Origin of the sequence: Kitasatospora sp. NPDC048540, from assembly GCF_040651175.1 — a bacterium.
Classification (GTDB): Bacteria; Actinomycetota; Actinomycetes; order Streptomycetales; family Streptomycetaceae; genus Kitasatospora.
Genome location: NZ_JBEZIR010000001.1, coordinates 285,836 through 312,243, shown reverse-complemented (window position 1 = coordinate 312,243; position 26,408 = coordinate 285,836). Strand labels below are relative to the sequence as shown.

The window sequence follows — 26,408 nt, the reverse complement described above, 5'->3', positions numbered from 1 at the left end:
CCTCGCCTCGTCCGCCGCCCGCCCCCGTCGGCCGCGGGCGGCCGGCCCGCCCGTGGGCCGGCCGGTCCGCCCGTGCGCGCCGCTACTTCTCCAGCTCCCGTACGGCGGCGGCGAACTGGTCGCCGCGCTGCCCGTAGTCGGTGAACATGTCCATCGACGCGCAGGCCGGGGCCAGCAGGACGGTGTCACCGGGCTGGGCGAGGCCGGCGGCCACCCGGACCACCTCGGCCATCGCCTCGGCGCCAGTCTGGCCCGCGGCGGCCTCGAACACCGGCACATCCGGGGCGTGTCGCGTCAGCGCCTCGCGGATCAGCGCGCGGTCCTGGCCGATCAGCACCACGGCCCGCAGCCGGTCCGCCGCGCCGAGCACCAGCTCGTCGAAGGTGGCGCCCTTGGCCAGTCCGCCGGCGATCCACACCACCGGCCGGTAGGCGGCCAGCGAGGCGGCGGCGGCGTGGGTGTTGGTGGCCTTGGAGTCGTCGATCCAGGTCACCCGGTCGACCACGGCGACCTCGGCGATCCGGTGGGCGTCCGGCCGGAAGGCGCGCAGGCCCTCGCGGACCGCCTTGGCGTCGACGCCGTAGGCGCGGGCCAGCGCGGCCGCGGCCAGCGCGTTGGCGATGTTGTGCGGGGCAGGCGGGTTGACGTCCTCGACGGCGCCGATCTCGGCGGCGTTCTTCTGCCGGTCGGGGACGAAGGCCCGGTCGACCAGCAGGCCGTCGACCACGCCGAACTGGGAGAGGCCGGGGGCGCCGAGGCCGAAGCCGATCGCCCGGCAGCCCTCCTCGACGTCCGCGCCGCGGACCAGTTCCTCGGTGACCGGGTCGGCCAGGTTGTACACGCAGGCGACCTGGTTGCCCTCGTAGATCCGGCCCTTGTCGGCGGCGTACGCCTCCATCGAGCCGTGCCAGTCGAGGTGGTCGGGGGCGAGGTTGAGCACGGCCGCCGAGTGCGGGCGCAGGCTGGGCGCCCAGTGCAGCTGGTAGCTGGAGAGCTCGACCGCGAGGACCTCGTACGGCTCCTCGGCGAGCACCGCGTCCAGCACCGAGACGCCGACGTTGCCGACGGCGGCGGTGCGCTTGCCGGCCGCGCGCAGGATCGAGGCGAGCATCCGGACGGTGGTGGTCTTGCCGTTGGTGCCGGTGATGGCCAGCCAGGGGGCCGGCTCGCCGGTGGCCGGCAGCGGGCGGCGCAGCCGCCAGGCCAGCTCGACGTCGCCCCAGACCGGGACCTCGGCCAGCGCGGCCTCGGTGAACAGCGGGCTGCTCGGCGGCCAGCCGGGCGAGGTGACGACCAGCCGGGTGCCCTCGGGCAGGGTCTCGCCGTCGCCGAGGCGGACGGTGATGCCCTCGGCCGCCAGGTCGGCGGCCTTGGCCTGCTGGGCGGGGCCCTCGCTGCCGTCCACCACGGTGACGAGCGCGCCGAGGCCGTGCAGGACCCTGGCGGCGCTGATCCCGGAGAGGCCGAGGCCGGCCACCACGACCGGCAGGCCCGGCCACTCGGGGTTCGGGGTCATCCGGCTACCCATCCTGCGTAGAAGAGTCCGAGGCCGACCGCGACGCACAGGCCCTGGATGATCCAGAACCGGACCACGATCAGCACCTCGCTCCAGCCCTTGAGTTCGAAGTGGTGCTGGAGCGGGGCCATCTTGAAGACGCGCTTGCCGGTCATCCGGAACGAGCCGACCTGGATGATCACCGACAGGGTGATCACCACGAACAGGCCGCCCAGCAGGGCGAGCAGCAGCTCGGTGCGGGAGCAGATGGCGAGGCCCGCGAGGGCGCCGCCGAGGGCGAGCGAGCCGGTGTCACCCATGAAGATCTTGGCGGGCGAGGTGTTCCACCACAGGAAGCCGAAGCAGGAGCCCATCAGCGCGGCGGCGACGATGGCGAGGTCCAGCGGGTCGCGGACGTCGTAGCAGTTGGCGGTGGCGGTGATCGCGTAGGCGCAGCTCTGGCTGTACTGCCAGACGCCGATGAAGGTGTAGGCGCCGAAGACCATCACGGAGGCGCCGGTGGCCAGGCCGTCCAGACCGTCCGTCAGGTTCACGCCGTTCGACATCGCGGCGATCATGAAGTACGCGAAGATCACGAACAGCACCGGGCCGACCGACCAGCCGAAGTCGCGCACGAACGAGAGGTGCTGCGAGGCCGGGGCGAGCCCGCGGTCGTCCTTGAACTGCAGTGCCAGGATGGCGAAGGCGAGACCCACCAGGGACTGGCCGGCCAGCTTCGCCTTGGCCCGCAGGCCGAGCGAGCGGCGCTTGACCACCTTGATGTAGTCGTCCAGGAAGCCGACCAGGCCCAGACCCGCCGTCAGGAACAGCACCAGCAGGCCGGAGGCGGTGGGCGACTCGCCCGTTATCGCCTTGGTCGCACCGTAGGCGATCAGTGTCGCCAGGATGAAGGCGATGCCGCCCATCGTGGGGGTGCCGCGCTTGCTGTGGTGGGCCTTGGGGCCGTCGTCGCGGATGTACTGGCCGTAGCCGTGCTTGGCCAGCAGCTTGATCAGGGCCGGTGTGCCGAGCAGCGACAGCACCAGGCCGATCATGCCTGAGAAGAGGATCTGCTTCACCGGGCGGCTCCGTCCGAAAGCAGAGCCTCGGCCACCTTCTCCAGACCCACCGAGCGGGAGGCCTTCACCAGCACCACGTCCCCCGGCTGAAGCTGACTGCGCAGCAGCTCGACCGCCGCGTCCGCGTCGGACACCAGCACCGACTCCTCACCCCACGAACCTTCGTTCCTCGCGCCCAGTTCCATACAGGCCGCCTCGCGTCCGCCGACCGCCACCAGCTTGGTGACGTCGAGCCGGACCGCGAGCCGCCCGATGGCGTCGTGCTCGTCGAGGCTCTCCTCGCCGAGCTCCCGCATCTCTCCGAGCACCGCCCAGGTACGGCGGCGCCCCGGGCCGCGGCCCGCCATCGTCGCGAGGGCCCGCAGCGCGGCCCGCATCGAGTCGGGGTTCGCGTTGTAGGCGTCGTTGACGACGGTGACACCATCGGCCCGGTCGACGACCTCCATGCGCCAGCGGGACAGCGCGCCCGCCTCGCTGAGGGCTTCGGCGGCGTCGTCGACGGACATCCCGAGCTCCACCGCCACCGCAGCGGCGGCGAGGGCGTTCGAGATGTGGTGCTCACCGTACAGGCGCAGCTTCACGGGTGCGGAACCGGCCGGGGTGACAAGCGTGAACGATGGCCGTCCGGTGTCGTCCAGGCGAACGTCCTGGGCCCTGACCTCGGCCTCGCGGCTCTCGCCGAACAGCACCACCCGGGCCTTGGTCCGCTCGGACATCGCCCGCACCAGCGGGTCGTCGGCGTTCAGGATCGCCACCCCGTCGCCGGTCAGCGCCTCCACCAGCTCGCCCTTGGCCTCGGCGATGGCCTGCTTGGAGCCGAACTCGCCGACGTGCGCGGTGCCGACGTTGAGCACCACCCCGATGGTGGGCGGCACGATGCCGGTCAGGTAGTCGATGTGGCCCTTGCCGCGGGCGCCCATCTCCAGCACCAGGTGCTTGGTGGAGCCGGTGATCCGAAGGGCCGTCAGCGGCATGCCGATCTCGTTGTTGAACGAGCCGGGCGGGAAGACCGTCTCGCCGCGGCGCTGCAGCAGCTGGCCGATCATGTCCTTGGTGGAGGTCTTCCCGGCCGAGCCGGTCAGCGCCACGAAGGCGGTGCCGTGGGCCCGTTCGACCACGGCGCGGGCGAGCCGGCCGAGCGCGGTCACCACGTCGTCCACCAGGATCGCGGGCACCCCGACCGGGCGGGAGGCCAGCACGGCGACCGCACCGGAGGCCGTCGCGCGCGCGGCGTAGTCATGGCCGTCGACGCGCTCGCCGAGCACCGCGGCGAACAGCCCGCCGGGCTCGACCAGCCGGGAGTCGACCACCACCGCCGCGGTGATCGCGGCCGCCGGGTCGGCGCCGTCCAGGGTGCCGCCCACCGCCGCGGCGGCCTCCGCCAGAGTCAGTGCGATCACTTGGCCACCACTCCTTCGTTCACTCCCGACCCGGCGGCGCTCTCCGGCTCGGGTCGGTTCGTCCGCACGATCGCCTCGCGCAGCACCTCGCGGTCGTCGAACGGCCGCACCTCGCCCCGGACGTACTGCCCCAGCTCGTGGCCCTTGCCGGCCACCAGGACGGCGTCACCGGCGTGCGCGCGGGCCACCGCCAGTGCGATGGCCTCGGCCCGGTCCGGTGCCACCAGCACCTCGCCGCGCTCCGCCTCGGGCACGTCCGCGGCGCCGCCCAGCATCGCGACCAGGATCGCCAGCGCGTCCTCGGAGCGCGGGTTGTCGCTGGTCAGGACGGCGGTGTCGGCGAGCCGGGCGGCGATGGCGCCCATCGGGCCGCGCTTGTAGGGGTCGCGGTCGCCGCCGCACCCCACCACCACGTGCAGCCGCCCCTTGGTGACCTCGCGCAGCGACTCCAGTACCGCCTTGAGGGCGTCCGGCTTGTGCGCGTAGTCGACCACGGCGACGTACGGCTGGCCCGCGTCCACCCGCTCCAGGCGGCCGGGGACACCGGGGACGGCGGCCACCCCGGCGACCGCGTCGGCCAGCGGAATGCCGGCGGTGACCAGCGCGGTGATCGCGCCGAGCGCGTTCGCCACGTTGAACGGGCCGGGCAGCGGCACCGAGGCGTCGGCCTCGGCGCCGTCGGGGCCGGCCACCTTGAAGGTGGAGCCGGCCGGGCCGAGCTGGACGTCCTCGGCCCGCCAGTCGGCGTCCGGGTCGCCCTGCGCGGAGAAGGTGGTCATCGGGACCGGTGCCTCGGCGGCCAGCCGGCGCCCGTACGCGTCGTCCAGGTTGGCCACGCCGCGGCGGGCCTTGTCCGGCTGGAAGAGCCGGGCCTTGGCCCGGTAGTAGTCCTCCATGTCGGGGTGGAAGTCCAGGTGCTCCGGCGTGAGGTTGTTGAACAGCGCCACGTCGTAGACCACGCCGTCGACCCGGCCGAAGACCAGGGCGTGGCTGGAGACCTCCATCACCACCGCCTCGGCGCCGCGCTCGCGCATCACCGCGAGGACGCCGTGCAGGTCGGTGGATTCCGGGGTGGTGCGCTCGCTCTTGATCCGCTCGTCGCCGACCCGCATCTCGACGGTGCCGATCACCCCGGGCAGCCGGCCGGCGCCGCGCAGCCCGCCCTCCACCAGGTACGAGGTGGTGGTCTTGCCGTTGGTGCCGGTCAGTCCGATCATCAGCAGCCGCTCGCTGGGACGGCCGTAGACCGCCGCCGCCAGCTCGCCCATGGCCGCCCGGGGGCTCTCCACGACCAGCAGCGGTGCCCCGCAGTCCGCGGCCAGCTCGGCCCCGGCGGCGTCGGTCAGCACCGCGGCGGCGCCGGCCGCGACCGCGGCGGCGGCGAAGGCGGCGCCGTGGTGGTTGGCACCGGGGAAGGCCACGTACACGTCGCCGGGCCGCACCGCCCGGGAGTCGTGGGTGATGCCGGTGACCTGCGGCCCGTCGGCGGGCTCCAGGCCCAGCAGTCGGGCGACCTCGGCGAACGGCATCGCCGCCTCCTCGGTGGGACGGGGCGGACTCGCGGAGATTTGATCGGGTTTCGGCACGGCGGGCAGGCTATCGCCTTTTTCGGCGGCTCTGCTCCCCCGCGGGCGCTGCGGCCGGGCGCCGGGCGCCGAGGGCTGCTGGGCGGGCGTGCCGTGGCCGGGTTCCGGGGTGTGGGGCATCAGGGTTTCCAGTCGACGGGCAGGTTGGGTGCTTCGCTGCCGCTCGGCGGTACCTGCAGGGACTTGAGGGTGAACTCCATCACCTGCTTGAACACCGGGCCGCAGAGCTGGCCGCCGAAGTGGCCGTTGACCGGGTTCTGGATCACGCAGGAGACGGTCACCCGGGGCTGGTCGGCCGGCGCGAAGCCGATGAAGGAGGCGGTGTACCCGGAGTACTTGCCGGTCTTCGGGTCCACCCGGTTGGCGGTGCCGGTCTTGCCGGCCACCCGGTAGCCCGGGATGGCCGCCTTGGTGCCGGTGCCCTGCTCGTCGGTGACCACCGACTCCAGCATCTCGGTGAGGGTCCTGGCGGTCTGCTCGCCGACCACCCGGGAGCCCGCCGGGGCCGGGGCCGCGGTGTAGCGGCCGTCCGGCCCGGTGGTGCCCGCCAGCAGGCTGGGCGGCACCCGGACCCCGCCGTTGGCGATGGTGGAGAAGACCGAGGTGGCCTGCAGGGCGTTGACCGACAGGCCCTGGCCGAACGGGATGGTGAACTGCTGCGAGCCCTTCCAGTCCTCCGGCTTGGCCAGGATGCCCCGGGTCTCGCCGGGGAAGCCGAGCCCGGTGGGCCTGCCGATGCCGAACCTGTCCAGGTACCCGGCCAGCACCTTGTTGGACTCCGCCTGGTCGGCGCCGAGCGTCTCGGCGGCCTCGATGGTGCCGATGTTGGAGGACTTGGCGAGCACCCCGGCCAGCGTCAGGTACCAGGTCTCGTGGTCGACGTCGTCGTGGAAGACCTGGTCGGAGCGTTGCAGGGTGTTGGGCACGGTGACGTGGGTGTCCCAGGTGGCCTTGCCGGTGTCCAGCACCGCCGCCATGGTCATCAGCTTGGCCGTGGAGCCGGGCTCGTACGCGTCCTGGAGGGCCGCGTTGCCGAGCTGCTCGGACCTGGCGGTGGACAGGTCGTTGGGGTTGAACCCGGGCGAGGTCGCCATCGCCAGGATCTGGCCGCTCTTCACGTCCTGGACGACCACGTAGCCCTTCTCCGCCCCGGCGTTGGCCACCTGGTCGGTGATCGCCCGCTGGGCCGCCCACTGGATGTCCGGGTGCAGGGTGAGCCGCAGGTCGGAGCCGGGGACCGGCTCCTGCCGGCTGCCGCCGGCGGTGGCCACCATCCGCCCGCCGGCCGAGGCGTAGGTGCTGCGGCCGCTCTGCCCGGCCAGCTCCTTCTGGTACTGCAGCTCCAGCCCGCCGGTGCCGACGCCCTCCGAGTTGACGAAGCCAACCAGGTTGGCGGCCAGCCCGTCGGCCGGGTAGACCCGGCGGGTCGACTCGGTGGAGGCGAGGGCGGCCAGCGGATTGGTGCAGCCGGCGTCCAGGTACTGGCGTCCGCCCTGCTCGGCGGGCTTGCCGAGCAGCTGGCGCTGGCCGCGGCAGGCGGCGGTGTCGGCCTGCTTGGCCAGCGAGGTGCGCAGCTCGTTGATCCTGTTCTTGACCTCCGGGGTCTGCCGGTAGGCGAGCGGCGCGTACTGGCTCTTCGGGTTCTTCGGGTTGAGGTGCAGCGCGGTGGCGAGCTTCTCCTTGGGCTGGCCGAGGATCGGTGCGAGCAGCGCGGCGGCCTGCTCGGGCCCGTCGGCCAGGTGCAGCGCGGCCGGGGTGAGCAGGGTCGGGTCGCCGACGATGTCGTAGGCGTCCACCGTGGTCGCCAGCACCGTGCCGTCCGCGGCCGTTATCGAGCCGCGCTCGGCGGGCAGTTCCATCCGGACGTACTTGTTGGCGCCCGCGGCGGCGGCCAGCGCGTCCGAGTCGAGCAGCTGCAGCTGCACCAGCCGGCCGGCGAAGACCGTGAACACCAGCGCCAGCGCGACCGTCACCAGGCGCAGCCGGCGGCGCGGGTCGGCCAGCCTGATCGGGCGCGGCTGCGGACGGGCCGCGGGACGCCGGGCCGGCGGGCGGCGGGCGGCGGGACGGCGGGGCTCGGCCGACGGCCGGGGCCGCGGGGCGCGCGGACGCTGCCCGCCGGGCCGGGCGGGCCCGGCCGGGCGCCGGTCCCCCGAGCCTCGGGACGGCTGGCGGGGCGTGCTCATCGCGGCGTACCTCCGGCCTGCGCTGACGGGGTGGCGGACGGGGCGGCCGCGGGCGGCAGCGGGGCGATCTCCACCCCGCCGCCCACCGCGGCCGGCGGGGTGGGCGCGCCGCCCTGCCCGGACGGCGCCGGGGCGGACGCCTGCGGGGAGGGCAGCGGGGAGGCGGGCGCGGCGGCCGGGGCCTGCTGCCACAGGCCGTTGTCGGTGCGCTTGACCGGCGGGCCGTCCTGGGCCTGGGCGGGCTTGCCGAGCACGGTGCCGTCGTCGGTCAGGAACACCGGGTCGCCGCCGGGCACCATGCCGAGGTCGCGGGCCCGCCGTTCGAGCGCGTCGGGGGCGGAGAACTGGTCGATCTCGCGTTGCAGCGACTGCTTGCGGTCGGTCAGCTCGGTGGTCTGCCGCTTGAGCCGGGAGAGTTCGAAGGAGTTCTCGTTGAGCGCGGTGTTGAGCATCAGCAGCCCGAGCAGCCCGGCGGTCAGCAGGGCGACCACCAGGACGGCGAACGGGGTGCGCCCGCGGATCTGGCGGGCGCCGGGGCGCACGGTGATCCGCGCCCTGCCGCTCTGCCCCGGGAGCCGACCGCTCCCCCAGGCCCCCTGGCCGGCCACCGGCACCGCCGCCCTCCCTCGTCCCGTTTCCCTGGCTCGTCCCGTCCTGCCCGGCCCGTCCCGTTCCCCGGCTGCCCGTCACGCACCTGTCGGGTCAGCCCCGGGCTGCCCTGATCCTCTCCGCCACCCGCAGCCGTACGGGGGCGGCGCGCCGGTTCTCCTCGATCTCCTGCTCGGTGGCCAGCTCGGCGCCCCGGGTGAGCAGCTTCAGCCGGGGCTGGTGCTCCTCGGGGATGATCGGCAGGCCGGGCGGCGCGGTGTTGGTGGCCCCGGCCGCCAGGTACTGCTTGACCAGGCGGTCCTCCAGCGACTGGTAGGACATCACCACGATCCGCCCTCCGACGGCCAGCGAGTCGAGTGCGCCCGGGATGGCCCGGTCCAGCACCTCCAGCTCGCCGTTGACCTCGATCCGCAGCGCCTGGAAGGTGCGCTTGGCCGGGTTCCCGCCGGTGCGCCGGGTGGCTGCCGGGATGGCGTTGCGTACCAACTCGACCAGACGCGCGCTGGTGCTGAACGGTTCCTTCTCGCGTTCGCGGACGATCACCGAGGCGATCTTCCCGGCGAACCGCTCCTCGCCGTAGACCTTGAGGATCCGGGCCAGCTGGCCGTGGGTGTAGGTGTTCAGCACCTCGGCGGCGCTCAGGCCGCGGGTCTGGTCCATCCGCATGTCGAGCGGGGCGTCCTGGGCGTAGGCGAAGCCGCGCTCGGCCTCGTCCAGCTGCATCGAGGAGACGCCCAGGTCGAACAGGACGCCCTGGACCTCGGGGATGCCGAGGTCGGCCAGCACCTGCGGGATCTCGTCGTAGACGGCGTGCACCAGGGTGGCCCGCTCGCCGAAGGGGGCCAGCCGCTCGCCGGAGAGCTTCAGCGCCGCCGGGTCCCGGTCCACGGCGACCAGCCGGACCTCGGGGAACTGGGTCAGCAGCGCCTCGCTGTGGCCGCCGAGCCCGAGGGTGGCGTCCACCACCACCGCGCCGGGCGCCGCGATGGCGGGCGCCAGCGCGTCCACGCAGCGCTGCAGCATCACCGGGACGTGCTTGGGTGCCGGAGCGTCGTTCGTCATTGCGCGGTGGCGCCCTTCCTCGGTGCGTCCGTCCGGGGCCGGACGGCTGCTCCCATTCTGGCCCACCGGGCCGCGGCGGCAGCACGCCGCCCGTGGTCCCCGCCCGCTCGCCCGGGGAAGGAGGGGCCGCCAGGCACCGGGGAAGGTGTGCCGGGAGGCCAGGAGCGGGTGGAGGCCGCGGGCGGCGCGGGGGCCGCAGCGACCGGCCGGGGAGACACAGTTGACGATCTGCGCGGACTGTGCTCCGGGGCGGCGCCAGCCTATCGCGGGCCACCGCCGAGTCAACGGTCCGCACCGGCGCGCCACCCGGGCGGAGGTATGGATATTCGCAGGTCGGGGCGGTCGTCCGGGTGACCGTGGCCGATCGGCGCACGGCGGCGGCCCGCGCCGGGACCAACCGGGGCAATCCGGGGCGAACCCGCGAGCGGCGACTCGCATTCCGCTCGGGGCCCGGTCACGGCGCGGATTCGAACGGCGATCACCCGTCCCGCGCGGGCCCGGATCCCATTACCGTCGTCCCCATGACAGTGACCCCCGACCGGCCCACGCCGACCGCCGCTGCCAACCCCGCCGAGTCGGTCATCGACCGCTTCGTCGGATCCAACCGGAGCTACGCCGTCGACTTCCGCGACGGCGGCATGGACGCCCGCCCGGTCCAGCAGGTCGCCGTGGTCGCGTGCATGGACGCCCGCCTCGACCTGTTCGCCGCGCTCGGCCTGGAGCTCGGCGACGCCCACATCATCCGCAACGCGGGCGGGGTCGTCACCGACGACACCATCCGCTCGCTCACCATCAGCCAGCGCGCCCTGGGCACCCGCTCGGTGGCGCTGATCCACCACACCGGCTGCGGCCTGCTCGGCCTGACCGAGGACTTCCGCCGGGAGCTGGAGCTGGAGGTCGGCCAGCGGCCGCAGTGGGCGGTGGAGTCCTTCGTCGACCTGGACGGCGACGTCCGCCAGTCGATGCAGCGGGTCCGCACCTCGCCCTTCCTCCCGCACACCGACGACGTCCGCGGGTTCGTCTTCGACGTCCACACCGGCCTGCTCCGGGAAGTCCGCCCCTGACCCTCCCCGCCCCTCCCACCCGCGGTCCGGCCGATGGCGTCCGGGCCGCCGCCTGCTGTGCGGACGAACCGGGACAGGGGCACCCGTGTCGCCCCGCGGCGGCCGCGCACCGGGCGGCGGCCCGGTCCCAAGGGTGACTTCTGCCCGGCCGACAGTGGAGAATGCGCCTGCGGACCGGTCCCCGAACCACCTGGGGCGGTCCGGCCACGATCCCGCCGCCGTAGGGTTCCGACCGGAACCGGACGCGCTGCGGGCCGTGTCATCGGGGTGGGCCGGGCCGTGACGAGGCCCCGGCGTGAGAATGGCCTTTGGGAGCAACGGGTGACGACCTTCAACGGACAGAGCGCAGCAGGCGCACCGCAGCCGGCGGGCCTCGACGCACGCCGCGAGCGGATGGGCCTGACCGAGCTCGCCGCGGTGGCCGAGCGGATCCGGGGCTCCGTGGAGAGCGTGATCGAGGGCAAGCCGGAGGCCGTGCGGATCGCGCTGACCGTGCTGCTGGCCGAGGGCCACCTGCTGCTGGAGGACGTCCCGGGCGTCGGCAAGACCATGCTGGCCAAGGCGCTGGCCCGGTCGGTGGACTGCACCGTGCGCCGGATCCAGTTCACCCCCGACCTGCTGCCGTCCGACGTGACCGGCACCAACGTCTTCGACCAGCACCAGCGCGACTTCGAGTTCCGGCCGGGCGCGATCTTCGCCCAGATCGTGGTCGGCGACGAGATCAACCGGGCCTCGCCCAAGACCCAGTCCGCGCTGCTCGAGTCCATGGAGGAGCGCCAGGTCACCATCGACGGCACCAGCTACGAGCTGCCCTCGCCGTTCATGGTGGTCGCCACCCAGAACCCGGTGGAGATGGAGGGCACCTACCCGCTCCCCGAGGCCCAGCGCGACCGCTTCATGGCCCGGATCTCGATCGGCTACCCGAGCGCGGACGCCGAGTTCGCCATGCTCGACCTGCACGGCGGCGCCAACCCGCTGGACGACCTGCAGCCGGTCGCGCACGCCCACGACATCCTCAAGCTGGTCGAGCTGGTCCGCACCGTCTACGTCTCCGACGCGGTCCGCCGCTACGCCGTCGACCTGGTCGGCGCCACCCGCACCTCCCCGGAGCTGCGCCTGGGCGCCTCCCCCCGGGCCACCCTGCACCTGGTGCGGGCCGCCCGCGCCGCCGCCGCCCTGGACGGCCGCGACTACGTGCTGCCGGACGACATCCAGGCGCTGGCCGTCCCCGTGCTGGCGCACCGCCTGCTGCCCACCGCCGAGACCCAGCTGAGCCGCCGCACGGCCGAGCAGGTCGTCCTCGACCTGGTCGCGCGCCTGCCGATCCCGCGCCCGCAGGGCCGCTGACATGCCGGGGCCGGACAACCCCTCGGGGATCCGGGCCGGCCTGCGGGGCCTGACCACCCGCGGCCGGTCGTTCCTCGCCGCCGGCGCCACCGCGGCGCTGTGCTCGTTCGTCTTCGGTCAGGACGCCCTGTTCCAGATCGGCGTGCTGCTGGCGGCCCTGCCGCTGGCCTCCGCCACCCTGCTGCTGCGCACCCGCTACCGGGTGGCCAGCGGCCGCCGGCTCAGCCCGCACCGGGCGGCGGCCGGCCAGGAGGCCCGGGTGCACCTGCGCCTGGACAACGTCTCCCGGGTGCCCACCGGGCTGCTGCTGCTGGAGGACAAGGTCCCGTACGTGCTCGGGCCTCGCCCGCGCTTCGTACTGGACCGGGTCGAGCCGCGCGGGTTCCGGGAGGTCTCCTACCGGGTCCGCTCGGACCTGCGCGGGCGCTACCCGCTCGGGCCGCTGCAGCTGCGGCTGTCGGACCCGTTCGGGATGTGCCAGCTGACCAGGTCCTTCGCCGCCTCCGACGTGCTGACCGTGGTGCCGCAGGTGCAGGCGCTGCCGCCGGTGCGGCTGCCCGGCGAGTGGTCCGGCCAGGGCGAGAGCAGCGCCCACGCGCTGGCGCTGGCCGGCGACGACGACGTGATCCCGCGCGAGTACCGGCACGGCGACGACCTGCGCCGGGTGCACTGGAAGTCCACCGCCCGCTACGGCGAGCTGATGGTGCGCCGCGAGGAGCAGCCGCTCAAGGCCAAGGCCACCGTGCTGCTCGACACCCGGGAGATCGGCCACCGCGGCAGCGGCCCGGCCTCCTCCTTCGAATGGGCGGTCAGCTGCGCCGCCTCGGTCGGGGTCCACCTGGCCGAGCGCGGCTACCAGACCCGGCTGCTCACCGACACCGGCACCGCGGTGCCGGCCCCCGGCATCGCGGTGTCCACCGTCGGCGAGGCCACCGGCCTGCTGCTGGACTCGCTGGCCGTGGTCGAGTGCTCCGACGGCGGCGGGCTGTCCCGCGCCGAGGACGCGCTGCGCCTGGGGGGCGAGGGCCTGCTGGTGGCGATCCTCGGATCGCTGGACGAGGAGCAGGTCACCCGCCTCAGCCGGCTGCGCCGCCGGACCGCCGGCGCGGTGGTCTTCCTGCTCGACACCGGCAGCTGGTCGGGCCTGCGGGCGCTGCTGCCCGAGGGCCCGGACTCCGCGCTGGACGAGCAGATCAAGCGCCTGCGGCTGGCAGGCTGGACGGTCCTGCCGGTCCGGGCGGGCGACTCGGTCGCCCGGCTGTGGCGGACCGCCGACCGTACCGAAGGCTCCGGCCGTACCGGACACAGCTCCCCCTACCGAGACGAGGTCGGCCCATGACCACCAGGGCGAAGCTGACCCTGTTCGCCGCGCTGGCGACCACGCTCGTGATGTTCAGCCTGCTCCCGGTGCTGGAACCGGACGGCTGGTCGATGCACGCCGTGCTGCTGGTCGCGGCGGTCGGCGCGATCGGCGCGGGCCTGAGGCGGCTGCCGATACCCCGGATACTGGTGCTCCCGCTCCAGCTGCTGGCCGTGGTGTACCTGGTCATGCTGGGCTTCGTGCAGTCCTCGATGGCCGGCGGCCTGCTGCCCGGTCCGCGGGCGCTGGACGCGCTCGGCTCGGTGCTCGCCCAGGGCGGCACCGACATCCAGGACTACGCCATCCCCGCGCCCGCGACGGCCGGGCTGCGGCTGATCGTGGTCGGCTCGGTGGCGCTGATCGCCGTCCTGGTGGACGCGCTCGCGGTGACCTACCGGCGGGCGGCGGCGGCCGGGCTGCCGCTGCTGGCGCTGTACTCGGTGGGCACCGGCCTGGCCGGCGACACCGGCACGGCCTGGCTGTGGTTCCTGCTGGCCGGCGGCGGCTACCTGGCGCTGCTGCACACCGAGGGCCAGGACCGGATCTCGCGCTGGGGCCGGGTCTTCCACGGCACCGGGCGCACCGCGTCCGGCGCCACCGTGACGCACGGCGGCCGGCAGGCCGGGGTGGTCGCGCTGGCGGTGGCGCTGCTGGTGCCGCTGGTGGTCGGACCGGTCGGGCTCGGCCTGGTCGGCGGGTACGGGAACGGCGGCGGTGGCGGCGGCAGCGGCCCGGGCGGCGGCGTGAAGTCGCTCAGCCCGGTGGTCGCGCTCACCGCGGGCCTCAACAACCGGGACAACACCGTCCTGTTCGACTACGTCACCGACGGTCCCGACGCGGCCGAGATGTACCTGCGGGTCGCCGCCCTGGACGAGTTCGACGGCGTGGAGTGGAAGTTCGGCGACCAGGATCCGGTCGCGGTCCCGCCGGTCTTCCCGCCGCCGGACGGCCTGTCCTCCAGCGTCACGCCGGACACGGTGCACACCAGCGTCAAGGTCACCGACAGCCTGGCCAGCGACTGGCTGCCGATGCCGTACCCGGCCACGTCGGTCAAGGTGGCCGGCCGCTGGCGCTTCGACCCGGTCACCCGGATGGTCAGCGGCGAGAACGGCCAGAAGTCCAACGGCCTGCCGTACGAGGTCACCAGCCTGAACGTGCAGCCCACCGCCGACCAGCTGCGGGCGGCCGGCCAGGCGCCCAAGGACATCACCGACCGCTACCTGCGGCTGCCGGACAACCTGCCGCCGGAGGTCAAGGCCACCGCGCAGCAGGTCACGGCCGGCCGGAACAACGCCTACGACCGGGCGCTCGCCCTGCAGACCTGGTTCACCAGCGGCCAGTTCACCTACTCGACCAAGGTCGACGCGGGCACCGGGCCCGACGCGATCCGGAAGTTCCTGGACGACCGGCAGGGGTTCTGCGTCCACTTCGCCGCCACCATGGCGGCGATGGCCAGGACGCTGAACATCCCGGCCCGGGTGGCCATCGGCTTCACCCCCGGCCAGGAGATGGGCGGCCGCAACCGGCAGGTCCGCAGCATGGACTACCACGCCTGGCCGGAGCTGTACTTCCCCGGCAGCGGGTGGACCCGGTTCGAGCCCACCCCGAGCCGCGGCTCGGCACCGGTCTACACCCGGGACAAGAACGCGCCCGAGCCGGCCACCCCGACCCAGGAGCCGACCGCCGCCCCGACCGGCACCGCCTCCGCGGCGCCGTCCGCCGACGCGTCCTGCGACGCCAAGCTGCGGCGGGCCGGCGAGTGCGGCGACGACCGGCAGAGCGCGCCGGCCGGGACGGTCCAGCCGGGCTGGTGGCAGGACCCGGCGGTGCTGGCCTCGCTCGCGTTGGGCGCCCTGCTGCTGGCCCTGCTCGCCACGCCGATGGTCTGGCGGGCCAGGATCCGCAGCCGGCGCCTGGGCACCGGCCGCTACCGGGCCGGCGCCGAACGGGCCGACCTGACCGACGCCCAGGTGCTGGCCGCCTGGCAGGAACTGATCGACTCGGCCTGGGACCTGGGCATCCCGCCCGACGACGCGCGGACCCCGCGCCGCACCGTGCAGCGGCTCACCGAGACCGGTGACCTCGGCACCGCGGCGGCCGAGGCGGCCGGGCGGGTGGCACTCGCCACCGAGCAGGTCATGTACGCCCGCGAGCTGGGCCCGCTGGCCCCGCTCGGTCCGGACGTCCGCACCGCCCGGGAGGGCCTGAAGGCGGGCGCCGGACGCGTCGGACGGGCCCGCGCGGTCCTCCTGCCGGCCTCCATGCTGCGGATCTGGTGGCGGGCGGCCGACCGCGTCATGGCGGCCCGTCAGGCGGTCCGGGAGCGGACCGGCCGGGCCGCCCAGGCGGTCCGCGCACTGGCCGCCAGGGCCGTCGCGCCGCTGCGCCGCAGGCGCTGACGGGCGGGCCCCCGGGGGCAGGCACAGCAGAGGGCGGGCAGTCTTCCGACTGCCCGCCCTCTCGGCTCTCCTGCTCCGGTCCAGCCGGCGATCCGCCCGGACTCCGTGCCCGTCGGCCCTGGTCTACAGGCCGTCGTGCTCGTCCCTGCGACGCTGCCAGCGCTGCTCCATACGATCCATGACACCGGCCTTGCGGCGCGGTGGTGAGGCCGTTCTCGGGCCCGCACCGGACCCGACCGGGCCCCGCCTCCACGCGGTGACGGCGAGGACCGCACAACCCAGCATCACCAGAAACCCGACCACACTCACCCAGATCAGCTGAGCGACCATGCCGCCCATCAGCAGAGCGATGCCCGCCACGAACCCTGCGGCGGCCAGATAGACCCTCCGACGGGTGTAGGTGCGCAGCCCGGTTCCCTCAAGCGCTGACGCGAACTTGGGATCTTCGGCGTACAGCGCTCGCTCCATCTGCTCGAGCAGTCGCTGCTCGTGCTCCGAGAGCGGCACGGAGTCCTCCTACTCGTCGGTCGCGGGGCGACCGGTCCGCCACCCCTGGCTGGCCCTGTGTGGTCCATATGCCCCAAGGGTCCGGGTGTCATGCTTTCCGGCTTTACCCAGATCATACGGTCCAGCGGCCTGCTTCGGCGTGGTCAATCCTGCGTGGCTCGGGCCACTTCGGCAGTGGGCCCGCACGCTGCCCAACGCCGAAGGACACGGACAAGTGCCCGGCGGCGCGCAAACATCCCGGTGACCTGCCGCCGACGCCCGGTGGACCGCCCGGCGACGGGGATCCGTCCGGCCGTCGCCGGTCCGGCCGGCCGCTTCCTCAGACCAGCTCGCCCAGCAGGTGCAGCTGGGTCGCGACGGCGTGGAAGGCCGGCTGCTCGGACGCGGCCAGCTCCAGCTTCAGCAGCGCCTCCATGGCGCCGGGCTCGGTGTCCACCAGGACACCGGGGACGAGGTCGGCGAAGACCCGGACACCGTGCACCGAGGCGACCCGCAGCCCGGCCGCGCCCGCCAGCTCGGCGAGCTCCTCCCCGGTGAACCGGCGCGGCATCGGGTCGCCCGGGCCCCAGCGGCCGTCGGTGGCACCCAGCACGGCCTCGGCCTCGGCGAAGTGCCCGGCCAGCGCCCGGGCCAGCACCGCGCCGTTGCGGTTGGCGGCGAGCAGGGAGACCAGGCCGCCCTTGCGCAGCGTCCCGGTGAGGCTGCCCAGGGCCTCCGCCGGGTCGTCCACCATCTCCAGCACGCCGTGGCAGAGCACCGCGTCCACCGAACCGCCCTCGACCAGCTCCGGCAGGGTCTGGGTGTCGCCCTGCACGGCCCGGACCAGCTCGGTGACCCCGGCCTCGGCGGCCCGGCGCTCCAGCGCGAACAGCGCGTCGGGGCTCGGGTCCACCACCGTCACCCGGTGGCCGAGCCGGGCCACGGGCACGGCGAAGTTGCCCGTGCCGCCGCCCGTGTCGAGGACGTCCAGCACCGGCTGGTCCAACTCGGCGGCCCGCCGCTCCAGGGCCGCCCGCACCACCTCCCAGACCACAGCGGTACGCAGGGCACTGCGGGGACGCGTCGGGTACACGGGTGGGCTCCTCGGGCGTGTGGTTCGGCCGGACGGCTCCACCTTAGACCGAGGGGCCGCAGGCGCCGCGGACCCGGCCCGGAGGCGGTCGGCTCAGCCGGCCTCCTCCAGCGGGAGCGGCTGCGCCGGCGGGGCCGGCGAGAGCCCGAGCAGGCGCTGCACCAGGCGCAGGTACAGCGCGGTGTTGCGGATCAGGTCGTCCGCGTCCCGGGCGGTGGCGGCACCGGCGATGCCGGCCTCCGCGGCCGCGCGGCGCCGGGCCCCGGCCGCGAAGTACACCGCCCACTCGGCGAGCTCGGGTGCGACCTGGGGCAGCAGCTCCCAGGCGCTGCGGATGGCCTGCCGCCGGCGCGGCTGCCGTTCGGGCCGGCCGCGGACGGCCAGCACCGCCGCCGTGGAGCGCAGCGCGGCCAGGTGGGCGGTGGCGTAGCGCTCCAGCGGGTCCTGGAGGGCGCGGGCCTGGTCGAGGGTGCGGTGGGCGTGCCGCAGCAGGTCGAGCGCGGCCGGCGGGGCGGCGGCCCGGCGGCGCACGGGATGGACATCGGCGCCGCGGGCCCTCGGGACCTGGACGGCGGGCGGGTACGCGCTGGGCAGCGGAAGGGCGGACGGCTGGTCGGCGACAGAGCGGCGGGCGACGGGCTCAGGACGGCTGACGGTCATGGCTCCCCCGGTCCGAGGCGGGTGCCCGGGCCGGATTGACCCGTGCAGGACCATCGTGAACCGCGCCACTGACAAGTCGGATGGCCGTCGGCCCGCGAACCAGCCTTGCCCGGGACGGGCGCACGGGCGGCGGGGCCCGGTCGACTCCCCCGTGGGTCGACCGGGCGCCGCCGCCCGGCAGGCCGAGTCGGGGCGCGCGGCCGCACGCCGCGTCGCCCCGAATCTCCCCCCGCGCCGCCGTCCCCCCAGGACCGGCCGCGCCCCGCACACTCTGCCGTCCTCGCAGGTGGGACAGCATCCGTCGGGGTACTCAAGTGCGGGACTGAGTATCCGTACTCAGTTCCGGCCCGCCCGGACGGGACCGGGCCCGGGTGCAACCGCGCCGCCGCCCGCGGCGTCCTGACAGCGCCGGGCCCGGTACGGGTACGGTGTGGCCCGGCCGGCCGGGGGCCGGTGCGGCGGCGGGTGAAGGGGAGCACAGAGTTGAGCATCATTCCGTTGGTCTTCACCAGCGGCTGGGCGAGCGGGATCAACGCCTATGCCGTGGTGCTGCTGCTGGGCCTGTTCGGCCGCTTCGGCGGGGCGGACAGCGTGCCGCCCGCGCTGGAGCGCACCGATGTGCTGCTGGCCGCCTGCGCGCTGTTCCTCTGCGAGGCCGTGGCCGACAAGATCCCGTACGTGGACACCGTCTGGGACGCCGTGCACACCGTGATCCGCCCGGCCGCGGGCGCCACCGTGGCCGCACTGATGGCCTCGCACGACCCGGGCTCGCTGGGCGAGGTCGCCGCCGGAGCGGTGGGCGGCACCACCGCGCTGGTCAGCCATCTGACCAAGGCCTCGCTGCGGATGGCCGTCAACACCTCGCCGGAGCCCGCCTCCAACATCATCGTCAGCCTGCTGGAGGACCTCTCGGTGGCCGGCCTGGTCACCCTGGCGGTCTTCCACCCGTGGGCGGCCGCCTCGATCGCCGCGGTCCTGATGGCGCTCGGGGTGCTGCTGGTGCTGTTCGCGGTCTCCCGGATCCGGCGCTTCCTGCAGCGCCGCCGCGAGCGCCGGGCCGGCCGCACGGCCGCCGCGGTGGCGTAGGGCGCGTCCGGAAGCTCCCGCCGGGAGACGCCCCCGTCCTACCGGCCGGACGGACCGACGCATCGCCCGGGTACGGCCCGGGGCGGGGGCACTTCGCCGGCCGCCCGGCTGGCGCCCACCGCCGCGCACCGGTCCGCCGTCTGCCGCCGGCCGCTGGACACGGCCGGTGGCGGAACCGACCTCCGTGGGGCGGAGCCGCCGCCTCGCGCCCGGCCGCACGGATCGGCATCGTGCCCTCGTACCGGGCGGCCCGGGGCGCTTCACCGATGCGTCCACCGCCGGGCGGCTCCCGGCCGCAGGCCGGGGCGCATGGCCGGGGATGCGTGAGAGAGGGCCCCTGTGGCCCCGCAGGGCGGGGTGCCTCGCGCGCCCGCCGGGAGGGCGGTCGCAGGCCGGCCGCCCGGGTGCCCGGCCGGGGTGCGGTCCGGTACGGCCTAGGATCTTCTGCCATGGCACGGATCGTCATCATCGGCGCGGGAATGAGCGGGCTCGCGGCCGCCGCCAGGCTGGCCACCCTCGGGCACCGGGTGACGGTCTGCGAGGACTCCGGCACCTACGGCGGGCAGGCCGGCCGGCACGAGCTCGACGGCTTCCGCTTCGACACCGGCCCGACGCTGCTCACGCTGCCCGCGGTCTACCGCGACCTCGCGCTGAAGACCGGCAAGGAGCCGCTGGAGCAGCTGGTCGCGCTCGCGCCGGTCGACCCGGAGAGTCGGCACCTGTTCCCCGACGGCACCGACCTGCTGCTGCCCAACGCCTCCCGTGGCGGCGTCGGCCAGGCGCTGGACGCCGCGTTCGGCGCGGGCTCGGGCGCCGCCTGGGCCGAGGTGATGAACCGGGGCCGGGCGGTCTGGGAGGCCACCCGCCGTCCCCTGCTGGAGGAACCCCTCCCGGACGACACCACGCCGCTGCGCGCCGACCCGTACCCCGCCGCACCCCGGCGCGGCCTGGCCCGGCTGCGCCGCCGCCCCGGGGCCACCCTGGCCGAGGTCGCCCGCCACGAGCTGGGCGGGCACCCAGGCCTGGCCCAACTGCTGCACGAGTACGCGCTGCGCTTCGGTCTGGACCCGCGCGAGGCCCCCGCCGGGGCCACCGTGCTGCCGTACATGGAGCAGTCCTTCGGCGTCTGGTACGTCGAAGGGGGCATCCGGGCGCTGGCCGGGGCGGTGTACCGGCGGTGCGAGCTGCGCGGGGTGGAGTTCCGCTTCGGTACTCCGGTGACCGAGGTGCTGACCGACGGCGGCCGGGTGAGCGGGGTGCTGGCGGACGGGAAGCCGCTCGACGCGGACCTGGTGGTGGCGGCCGGCGGGCACGACAGGCTGGTCCCGGGCCGCTCGGCCCGGCCGGTCCCGTCGGCCGGGGCCCGGCTGCTGACGGTCTTCCTCGCCCTCGACGGCGCGCGGCCCGCCGGTACCCCGCACCGGACCGTGGTGCACGCCGCCGACCCGGCGCGCGAGTGGGACGAGGTGTTCGGGGCGGGCGCCCTGCCCGAGCGGCCGACCGTCCAGGTGCTGCGGCCCGACGACGCCTCGCTGGTGCCCGCCGGCGGCCACGAGGCGGTCACCCTGACCGTGACCGTCCCCGAGCAGGGGGAGCCCGGTCCGGCCGAGCTGGAGTCGTACACCGACGGGCTCCTCGCCCACCTGGCCGCGGCCGGCCTGGACCTGCGCGGGCGCGTCCGGCGGCGCGAAACGCGGATCAGCGGTCCGATGCCGCCGCCCGCGCTCGCCGGGGCCGGCGGCGCCTACCTCGGTGCCCCGAACCGTTCGGCGGTCCCCGGCCTGTACCTGGTCGGCGCGGACGCGCACCCCGGCGGCGGGCTGGCCCGGGTCGGCATGTCCGCCTCGATCACGGCGGGCCTGATCGGCCCGGCCTGACCCGCCCCGGCGCCCGTCCCCGGGCCCGGCTCAGCCCTGCTGCTGGTAGTCCCAGGGCTGCGGCTGGTACTCGGGCGAGGCCTGCGGCTGCTGCGGGATGCCCTGGTACGGCTGCTGCTGGTACTCCCACCCCTGCGCGGGCTGCTGCTGCGCCGCGTAGGGGTCCTGGTACTGCGGCTGGCGGTACGGGTCCTGGTACTGCTGCTGGTAGACGGGCTGCCCGTACACGTCGTACCCGTACGCCTGCTGCTGCGGCTGGTACTCCCAGCTCTGCGCGGCCTGCTGCTGGTACTGCGGCTGGCCGTAGGCGTCGTAGGCGTAGGCCTGCGGCTGCTGCGGGTCCTGCTGGTAGGCGGCGGGCTGCTGCGCGGTGTAGACGCCGTCGTCCGGGCCGATCTCCTGGAGTTCCTCGTAGGCGTACGGGGCCTCGGCCTCGTCGGCCTCGACCGGGCCGACCTCGCCGACCGGCGCCACCGCCTCGACGGCGGCCACCGCCGCGGCGCCGCCGGTGACGGCGCCGAGCAGCGGGACCTTGGCCAGCGGGCCCGGCAGGGAGCCGTCGGCCCCGCGCAGCGACCAGCCGACCGGGCGGCCGCGCTTGACCGCCAGCGTGACGAAGGTCTGCCCGACCGCGAAGACGGCCGCGCCGGCCCCTATCACCAGGACCGAGCTCAGCCGCATCCCGGCGACCACGCAGAGGAATCCGGCCAGCGCGAGCGCCCGCCAGAGCAGCGGGGCGCGGTTCTGCAGCAGCAGCTCGGCCACCAGCCAGAGCGCCACCAGCGCCAACGCGACGTACAGCAGCAGGTATCCGATGCCCATCCCCGCTACCTCCAGTCGCGTACCGCGCGGTTGCGGGCGACTGTACCCGCTCCCGGCCCGCAGACCCACATCCCCGGCAGCCCCGCGCGGGGCTGCCGGGGGGCGGGCGATCAGCGCTGGTGCAGGCCGAGGTTCTGGTAGATCTCCAGGGTGGAGGTGGAGTGGTTCAGCGTGATGAAGTGCAGACCGGGCGCGCCCTCCGCGAGCAGCCGCTCGGACATGGTCGTGGCGTGCTCGATGCCGATCGCCCGGACCGCGTCGGGGTTGTCGGCGACCGCCAGGAAGCGCTCCACCAGCTCGGGCGGGAAGTCCGAGCCGGACAGCTGCGGGAAGCGCTCCAGCTGCCGGATGTTGGTGACCGGCATGATCTCCGGGATGATCGGCGTCGCGCAGCCCGCCGCGGCGACCCGGTCGCGCAGCCGCAGGTAGTCCTCGACCTCGAAGAACATCTGGGTGATCGCGTAGTCCGCACCGGCCCGGCACTTGGCGACAAAGTGCCGGATGTCGTCGTCCCAGTTCTCCGAGCGCGGGTGCATCTGCGGGAAGGCGGCCACCCCCACGCAGAAGTCGCCGATCCCCTTGATCAGCTCGACCAGCTCGTACGCGAAGGTGACGCCCTCCGGGTGGCGGACCCACTCGCCCATCGGGTCGCCGGGCGGGTCGCCGCGCACCGCGAGGACGTTGCGCACGCCCTCGTCGGCGTACTGGCCGATGATGTTGCGCAGTTCGGCGACCGAGTGGTCGACCGCGGTGAGGTGGGCGACCGGGGTCAGGGTGGTCTCGGTGGCGATCCGGCCGACCAGGTTGACCGTGCGGCCGCGCGAGGAGCCGCCGGCGCCGTAGGTCATGCAGACGAAGTTGGGATCGAGCGACTCGACCCGCCGGATCGCGTCCCAGAGCCGGCGCTCGGCCTCCTCGCTGCGCGGGGGCATGAACTCGAAGGAGAACGAGCGGTCACCTGCCGCCAGCAGATCGCGCACGGTCTGCGCACGGTCGGTCCTGGTGGAGGGAATCCCTAGTGCCATGCTCGCAGGTTAGCCGGGATGCGGAGAGCGCGACCAAACGAGGTCCACCAAGTGAGACACCCCCCGAGACTGTTTCGGCCCCCCTGGGAAGGGGGTGCCGGGCGCCGTGGTGAGAAGGCCTCCGGACACCCCGATAGTCTGATTGTCAGCCAATCGATCCGGAGTTCCCCGTGCGTTCGCCCACCGGTCTGCCCAGCCACCCCATCGACGCGGAAGCCGTACGGACCCGCGTCAACACGGCCCTCGCCGAGTTCATGGACGGCCGCACGGCCCTGCTGGACGGCATCTCCCCCCAGCTCGGCCCGGTCGCCGACGCCCTGCGCGACTTCCTGCTCGACGGCGGCAAACGGCTGCGCCCGGCCTTCTGCTACTGGGGCTGGCGCGGCGCCGGCGGCAGCGACCGGGACCCCGGCATCACCCGGGCCGCCGCCGCCCTCGAACTGCTCCAGGCGAGTGCGCTCGTCCACGACGACCTGATGGACCGCAGCGACACCCGCCGCGGCCTGCCCTCCGTGCACCGCCGCTTCGAGGCGCTGCACCGCAGCAGCGGCTGGCGGGGAGACCGCGAACAGTACGGCGCCTCCGCGGCCGTACTGCTCGGCGACCTGCTGCTGATCTGGTGCGACGAGCTGTTCAACGACTGCGGCCTGCCGCCGCAGGCCGTCCGGGCCGCCAAGCCCGGCTTCGACCTGATGCGCACCGAGGTCATGGTCGGCCAGTACCTCGACGTCCTCGAACCGGTGGCCGGCGACTCCGCCGACCCCGACGCCCTCGACCGGGCCCGGACCGTCCTGCACTACAAGTCCGCGAAGTACACCATCGAGCGCCCGCTCCAGGTCGGCGCCGTCCTCGCCGGGGCCGGCCCCGAGCTGGTCGCCGCCTACGCCGCCTTCGGCCTGCCGCTCGGCGAGGCCTTCCAGCTCCGCGACGACCTGCTCGGAGTCTTCGGCGACCCCGCGGTCACCGGGAAGCCGGCCGGCGACGACCTGCGCGAGGGCAAGCGGACACTGCTGGTCGCCCACGCCATGCGGGGCCTTCCCGCGGCGGACGCGCGGCACCTGGACGAGCGGCTCGGCGCGGCGGACCTGACGGCCGAGGAGGTGCCGGTGCTGCGGGCGCTGGTCGAGCGCAGCGGGGCGGCGGATCTGGTGGAGAAGCGGATCGACGAGCTGATGCGGGAGTCCCTGTCCGCCCTCGACGCCGCCCCCCTCGCCCCCGGCCCCACCCGCACCGTCCTCCTCTCCCTCGCCGAAGCCGCCACCACCCGCAAGTACTAAGCCCCCGGGGGGCACCCAAAGGGGCGCGAGGAACTGCGCGAGATCGGAAGCGGATCACCGTTCCGCCGGGGTCGGTGGGCGAGTTGCAGGTGGTGCCCTGCCGTTTCGCGCAGTTCCCCGCGCCCCTGAAATAGGCGCGGCGTCGCCGAGCGCAGCCGGGCTAGCGGTTGCGGAGGCGGCGGGCGAGTTCGGCGGCTGCTGCGCCCGGGTCGTCGGCTGCCGTGATGGCGCGGACGACGACCACTCGGTCGGCGCCGGCGGCGAGGACCTCGTCCAGGTTGGTGAGGTCGATGCCGCCGATGGCGAACCACGGCCGGTCGGTCGGCTGCTTCGCCGCGTACGAGACCAGGGAGAGCCCCGGCGCGTGACGGCCGGGCTTGGTGGGGGTGGGCCAGACCGGGCCGGTGCAGAAGTAGTCGACGCCGGCCTCGGTCAGTGCGGTGTCGACCTCGGACTCGGCGTGGCAGGAGCGGCCGATCAGCACGTCGGGCCCGAGGATCGCCCGCGCCGCCGGCACCGGCAGGTCGTCCTGCCCGAGGTGCAGCACCTGCGGCCGGGCCGCGTGCGCCACGTCGGCACGGTCGTTGACCGAGAAGAGCTTGCCGTGGCGGCGGGCCGCGTCGGCGAAGACCTCCAGGTACTCCAGCTCCTGCCTGGCCTCCAGCCCCTTGTCCCGCAGCTGGACGATGTCCACCCCGCCGGCCAGCACCGCGTCCAGGAACTCGGGCAGGTCGCCCTGCTCGCGGCGGGCGTCGGTGCACAGGTAGAGCCGGGCGTCCGCCAGCGCGGTGCGGGCGGCGGCCGTCACAGCAGCATCGCCTGGGCGCGGCGCTTCACCTCGGTGCCCCGGTTCTCCCGCAGCGCCTGGATCGGGCTGCCGGGCAGCGACGGGTCCTCGGTGAACATCCACTCGAGGATCTCCTCGTCGTTGAGCCCGCAGTCGCGCAGCACGGTCAACGTCCCGACCAGGTGCTTCACCGGTCCGGTGGGCTCGATGAAGTCGGCGGGCACCTGCAGCGAGTTGTTCTCGCCACGGCGGACGGCCAGCAGGGTCCGGTTCCTCACCTGGTCCCGGACCTCGGTGATCTGCACCCCCCACAGCTCCGAGATGTCGGGCAGGTAGAGCCACGCGGGGACAAGGGCTTCAATCTTGGGATCAATCTTGCTCACGCCCCCAGCCTGCCACCTCCCGAGGCCCCCGCGCACCACCTCTCGGTCAGGCCCCCGGTCCGGCGGCCGCCGCCTTGAGCTGGACGGACGGGTCCGCGGCCAGGGCGCGGTCGAGCACCACCCCCCGGTCGATCAGCCGCTTGGCCTGGTTGAGGTCGCGCGGGCGGTCCACCGACAGGGCCGCGACCAGCGCTCCCTGACGCAGCCACAGCACCGACCAGGACGCCTCCTCGGGCGAGCCGCGGTGGATCAGCTCGTCGGCACCGGCGTGCCGGCCGGCGTACTGGACCATGCGCCCGAACTGCTCGGACCAGAAGTACGGCACCGGGTCGTAGGGGACGTCCGCGCCGAGCATCGCGGCGGCCGCGGCGCCGCCGGACTGCAGCGCGTGGTCCCAGTGCTGGACGGCCAGCCGGGCGCCGGAGCGGGCCGAGGGGTAGGAGACGCAGTCGCCCGCCGCCCAGACGCCGGGGGCGGTGGTGCGCAGCCGGTCGTCGACCAGGATCGCGCCGGCGGGGTCGAGCTCCACCGCGGACCCGGCCAGCCAGCCGGTGGCGGGGCGGGCACCGATGCCGACCAGCAGTTCGTCGGCGGCCAGCCGGGTGCCGTCGGTGAGCACCACCGCCGCGGGCTCGGCCGCCAGGACGCCGACCCCGCAGCGCAGGTCGACCCCGGCGGCGGCGTACCAGCCGGCCATCGCCGCGCCGACGGGTTCGGGCAGCGCGCCGGCCAGCGGCGCCGGTCCCGCCTCGACCACGGTCACCTCGCAGCCGAGCTGCCGGGCCACCGTCGCGGTCTCCGCGCCGATCCAGCCGGCCCCGGCCAGCACCAGCCGCAGGCCCGGGCGCAGCCGGTCCCGCAGCGCGAGCGCGTCGTCCAGGGTGCGCAGCAGGCGGGCGCCGGGCGCGCCGGGCAGCGGGCGGGGTGCGGCGCCGGTGGCGATCAGCAGGCCGTCGTACGGGAGCTCGCCGCCGTCGGTGTGCAGCACCCCGGGGTGGAGGGCGAGGGCGCGGCGGCCGGGCAGCAGGTCGATGCCGAGGTGGTCCCAGTCGATGTCGAAGGCGGTGCTGTCGGCCTGGCCGAGCAGCACGTTCTTGGAGAGCGGCGGCCGGTCGTAGGGGCGGTGCGGCTCGTCGCCGAGCAGCGAGATCCGGCCCTCCCAGCCTCCGCGCCGCAGGCCCAGGGCGGCCTGTGCGCCCGCCATGCCCGCCCCGACCACGACCACTCGTCCGGTTCTCTTCAGTTCGACCACCGGGTCAGCCTATCCAGCGGGGTGTCCACCCTCCGTACGCACCTTCGGGATGGGCGGCGCCCGGCGTTATGGT

22 protein-coding genes are annotated in these 26,408 nt (G+C 74.9%); 7 read left to right on the top strand and 15 right to left on the bottom strand.

The genetic code is table 11. The annotated features are described in order from the left end of the window. Positions 1–82: 82 nt before the first annotated feature. The 7 genes from murD to rsmH form a co-directional block, all read right to left on the bottom strand. Positions 83–1,516 (bottom strand): UDP-N-acetylmuramoyl-L-alanine--D-glutamate ligase, encoded by a 1,434-nt coding sequence (murD, locus tag AB0D08_RS01595; protein WP_033825330.1) that lies wholly within the window; start codon positions 1,514–1,516, stop codon positions 83–85. Then, complete coding sequence (mraY, locus tag AB0D08_RS01590) at positions 1,513–2,574, bottom strand: phospho-N-acetylmuramoyl-pentapeptide-transferase (RefSeq protein WP_033825331.1); 1,062 nt, start codon at positions 2,572–2,574, stop codon at positions 1,513–1,515. The genes murD and mraY overlap by 4 nt, the downstream gene beginning before the upstream one ends. Beyond that, positions 2,571–3,974: a UDP-N-acetylmuramoyl-tripeptide--D-alanyl-D-alanine ligase gene (gene murF / locus AB0D08_RS01585; protein WP_033825332.1), complete on the bottom strand. Its 1,404-nt coding sequence runs from the start codon at positions 3,972–3,974 to the stop codon at positions 2,571–2,573. Before murF ends, mraY begins: the two co-directional genes overlap by 4 nt. Beyond that, positions 3,971–5,503 carry a UDP-N-acetylmuramoyl-L-alanyl-D-glutamate--2,6-diaminopimelate ligase gene (locus AB0D08_RS01580; RefSeq protein ID WP_233289401.1) on the bottom strand — a complete coding sequence of 511 codons (1,533 nt, stop codon included), beginning with the start codon at positions 5,501–5,503 and terminating at the stop codon, positions 3,971–3,973. The genes murF and AB0D08_RS01580 overlap by 4 nt, the downstream gene beginning before the upstream one ends. Positions 5,504–5,679: 176 nt before the next feature. Then, a complete protein-coding gene (locus AB0D08_RS01575; protein WP_359885903.1) occupies positions 5,680–7,746 on the bottom strand; it encodes a penicillin-binding protein 2 in 2,067 nt (688 codons plus the stop codon). Continuing rightward, on the bottom strand, positions 7,743–8,294 hold the full coding sequence (locus AB0D08_RS01570; protein WP_359885928.1) for a septum formation initiator family protein: 552 nt from the start codon (positions 8,292–8,294) through the stop codon (positions 7,743–7,745). Before AB0D08_RS01570 ends, AB0D08_RS01575 begins: the two co-directional genes overlap by 4 nt. A 154-nt stretch (positions 8,295–8,448) precedes the next feature. Further along, positions 8,449–9,417 carry a 16S rRNA (cytosine(1402)-N(4))-methyltransferase RsmH gene (gene rsmH / locus AB0D08_RS01565; RefSeq protein WP_033824687.1) on the bottom strand — a complete coding sequence of 323 codons (969 nt, stop codon included), beginning with the start codon at positions 9,415–9,417 and terminating at the stop codon, positions 8,449–8,451. 521 nt (positions 9,418–9,938) lie between these two features. Between rsmH and AB0D08_RS01560 the strand changes: the two genes are divergently transcribed. The 4 genes from AB0D08_RS01560 (at position 9,939) to AB0D08_RS01545 (ending at position 15,587) form a co-directional block, all read left to right on the top strand. Then, entirely contained in the window at positions 9,939–10,481 is a 543-nt protein-coding gene (locus tag AB0D08_RS01560) for a carbonic anhydrase (protein ID WP_359885902.1), read from the top strand. Positions 10,482–10,874: 393 nt separating this feature from the next. Further along, a complete protein-coding gene (locus AB0D08_RS01555; protein WP_149038591.1) occupies positions 10,875–11,828 on the top strand; it encodes a MoxR family ATPase in 954 nt (317 codons plus the stop codon). A 1-nt stretch (position 11,829) separates the two neighbouring features. Next, positions 11,830–13,167 (top strand): DUF58 domain-containing protein, encoded by a 1,338-nt coding sequence (locus AB0D08_RS01550; protein WP_359885901.1) that lies wholly within the window; start codon positions 11,830–11,832, stop codon positions 13,165–13,167. Then, on the top strand, positions 13,164–15,587 hold the full coding sequence (locus AB0D08_RS01545; RefSeq protein ID WP_033824692.1) for a DUF3488 and transglutaminase-like domain-containing protein: 2,424 nt from the start codon (positions 13,164–13,166) through the stop codon (positions 15,585–15,587). The genes AB0D08_RS01550 and AB0D08_RS01545 overlap by 4 nt, the downstream gene beginning before the upstream one ends. 123 nt (positions 15,588–15,710) lie before the next feature. Here the strand turns inward: AB0D08_RS01545 and AB0D08_RS01540 are convergent, their stop codons facing one another. The 3 genes from AB0D08_RS01540 to AB0D08_RS01530 all read right to left on the bottom strand — a co-directional run bounded on the left by AB0D08_RS01540 (position 15,711) and on the right by AB0D08_RS01530 (position 17,826). Then, positions 15,711–16,094, bottom strand: coding sequence for a DUF3040 domain-containing protein (locus AB0D08_RS01540; protein WP_033824693.1), 384 nt, complete (start codon positions 16,092–16,094; stop codon positions 15,711–15,713). Positions 16,095–16,413: 319 nt separating this feature from the next. Further along, positions 16,414–17,166 (bottom strand): methyltransferase domain-containing protein, encoded by a 753-nt coding sequence (locus AB0D08_RS01535; protein ID WP_033824694.1) that lies wholly within the window; start codon positions 17,164–17,166, stop codon positions 16,414–16,416. Positions 17,167–17,259: 93 nt separating this feature from the next. Next, positions 17,260–17,826: an SAV_6107 family HEPN domain-containing protein gene (locus tag AB0D08_RS01530; protein ID WP_359885900.1), complete on the bottom strand. Its 567-nt coding sequence runs from the start codon at positions 17,824–17,826 to the stop codon at positions 17,260–17,262. Between the two features lie 483 nt (positions 17,827–18,309). On the opposite strand from AB0D08_RS01530, the gene AB0D08_RS01525 reads away from it, so the two are divergent. Together AB0D08_RS01525 and AB0D08_RS01520 are read left to right on the top strand one after the other, a co-directional pair. Beyond that, on the top strand, positions 18,310–18,912 hold the full coding sequence (locus AB0D08_RS01525; RefSeq protein ID WP_359885899.1) for a DUF4126 domain-containing protein: 603 nt from the start codon (positions 18,310–18,312) through the stop codon (positions 18,910–18,912). Positions 18,913–19,361: 449 nt separating this feature from the next. Beyond that, complete coding sequence (locus AB0D08_RS01520; RefSeq protein ID WP_033824696.1) at positions 19,362–20,789, top strand: FAD-dependent oxidoreductase; 1,428 nt, start codon at positions 19,362–19,364, stop codon at positions 20,787–20,789. 30 nt (positions 20,790–20,819) lie between these two features. On the opposite strand, the gene AB0D08_RS01515 is transcribed toward AB0D08_RS01520, so the two are convergent. Together AB0D08_RS01515 and metF are read right to left on the bottom strand one after the other, a co-directional pair. Then, positions 20,820–21,611 (bottom strand): hypothetical protein, encoded by a 792-nt coding sequence (locus AB0D08_RS01515; protein WP_359885898.1) that lies wholly within the window; start codon positions 21,609–21,611, stop codon positions 20,820–20,822. Positions 21,612–21,721: 110 nt separating this feature from the next. Further along, the gene (metF, locus tag AB0D08_RS01510; protein ID WP_063794515.1) at positions 21,722–22,636 is read right to left on the bottom strand and encodes a methylenetetrahydrofolate reductase [NAD(P)H]; all 915 of its coding nucleotides are present in this window, start codon (positions 22,634–22,636) and stop codon (positions 21,722–21,724) included. Positions 22,637–22,806: 170 nt separating this feature from the next. On the opposite strand from metF, the gene AB0D08_RS01505 reads away from it, so the two are divergent. Beyond that, positions 22,807–23,913, top strand: a complete 1,107-nt coding sequence (locus AB0D08_RS01505; RefSeq protein ID WP_359885897.1) for a polyprenyl synthetase family protein — start codon at positions 22,807–22,809, stop codon at positions 23,911–23,913. Positions 23,914–24,073: 160 nt separating this feature from the next. On the opposite strand, the gene thiE is transcribed toward AB0D08_RS01505, so the two are convergent. The 3 genes from thiE to AB0D08_RS01490 are packed head-to-tail and all read right to left on the bottom strand — an operon-like array spanning position 24,074 to position 26,335. After that, entirely contained in the window at positions 24,074–24,721 is a 648-nt protein-coding gene (gene thiE / locus AB0D08_RS01500; RefSeq protein WP_033824698.1) for a thiamine phosphate synthase, read from the bottom strand. Further along, positions 24,718–25,083 carry an Rv2175c family DNA-binding protein gene (locus AB0D08_RS01495; RefSeq protein ID WP_033824699.1) on the bottom strand — a complete coding sequence of 122 codons (366 nt, stop codon included), beginning with the start codon at positions 25,081–25,083 and terminating at the stop codon, positions 24,718–24,720. Before AB0D08_RS01495 ends, thiE begins: the two co-directional genes overlap by 4 nt. Before the next feature lie 46 nt (positions 25,084–25,129). Beyond that, on the bottom strand, positions 25,130–26,335 hold the full coding sequence (locus AB0D08_RS01490; RefSeq protein WP_359885896.1) for an FAD-dependent oxidoreductase: 1,206 nt from the start codon (positions 26,333–26,335) through the stop codon (positions 25,130–25,132). Between the last annotated feature and the right edge of the window lie 73 nt (positions 26,336–26,408).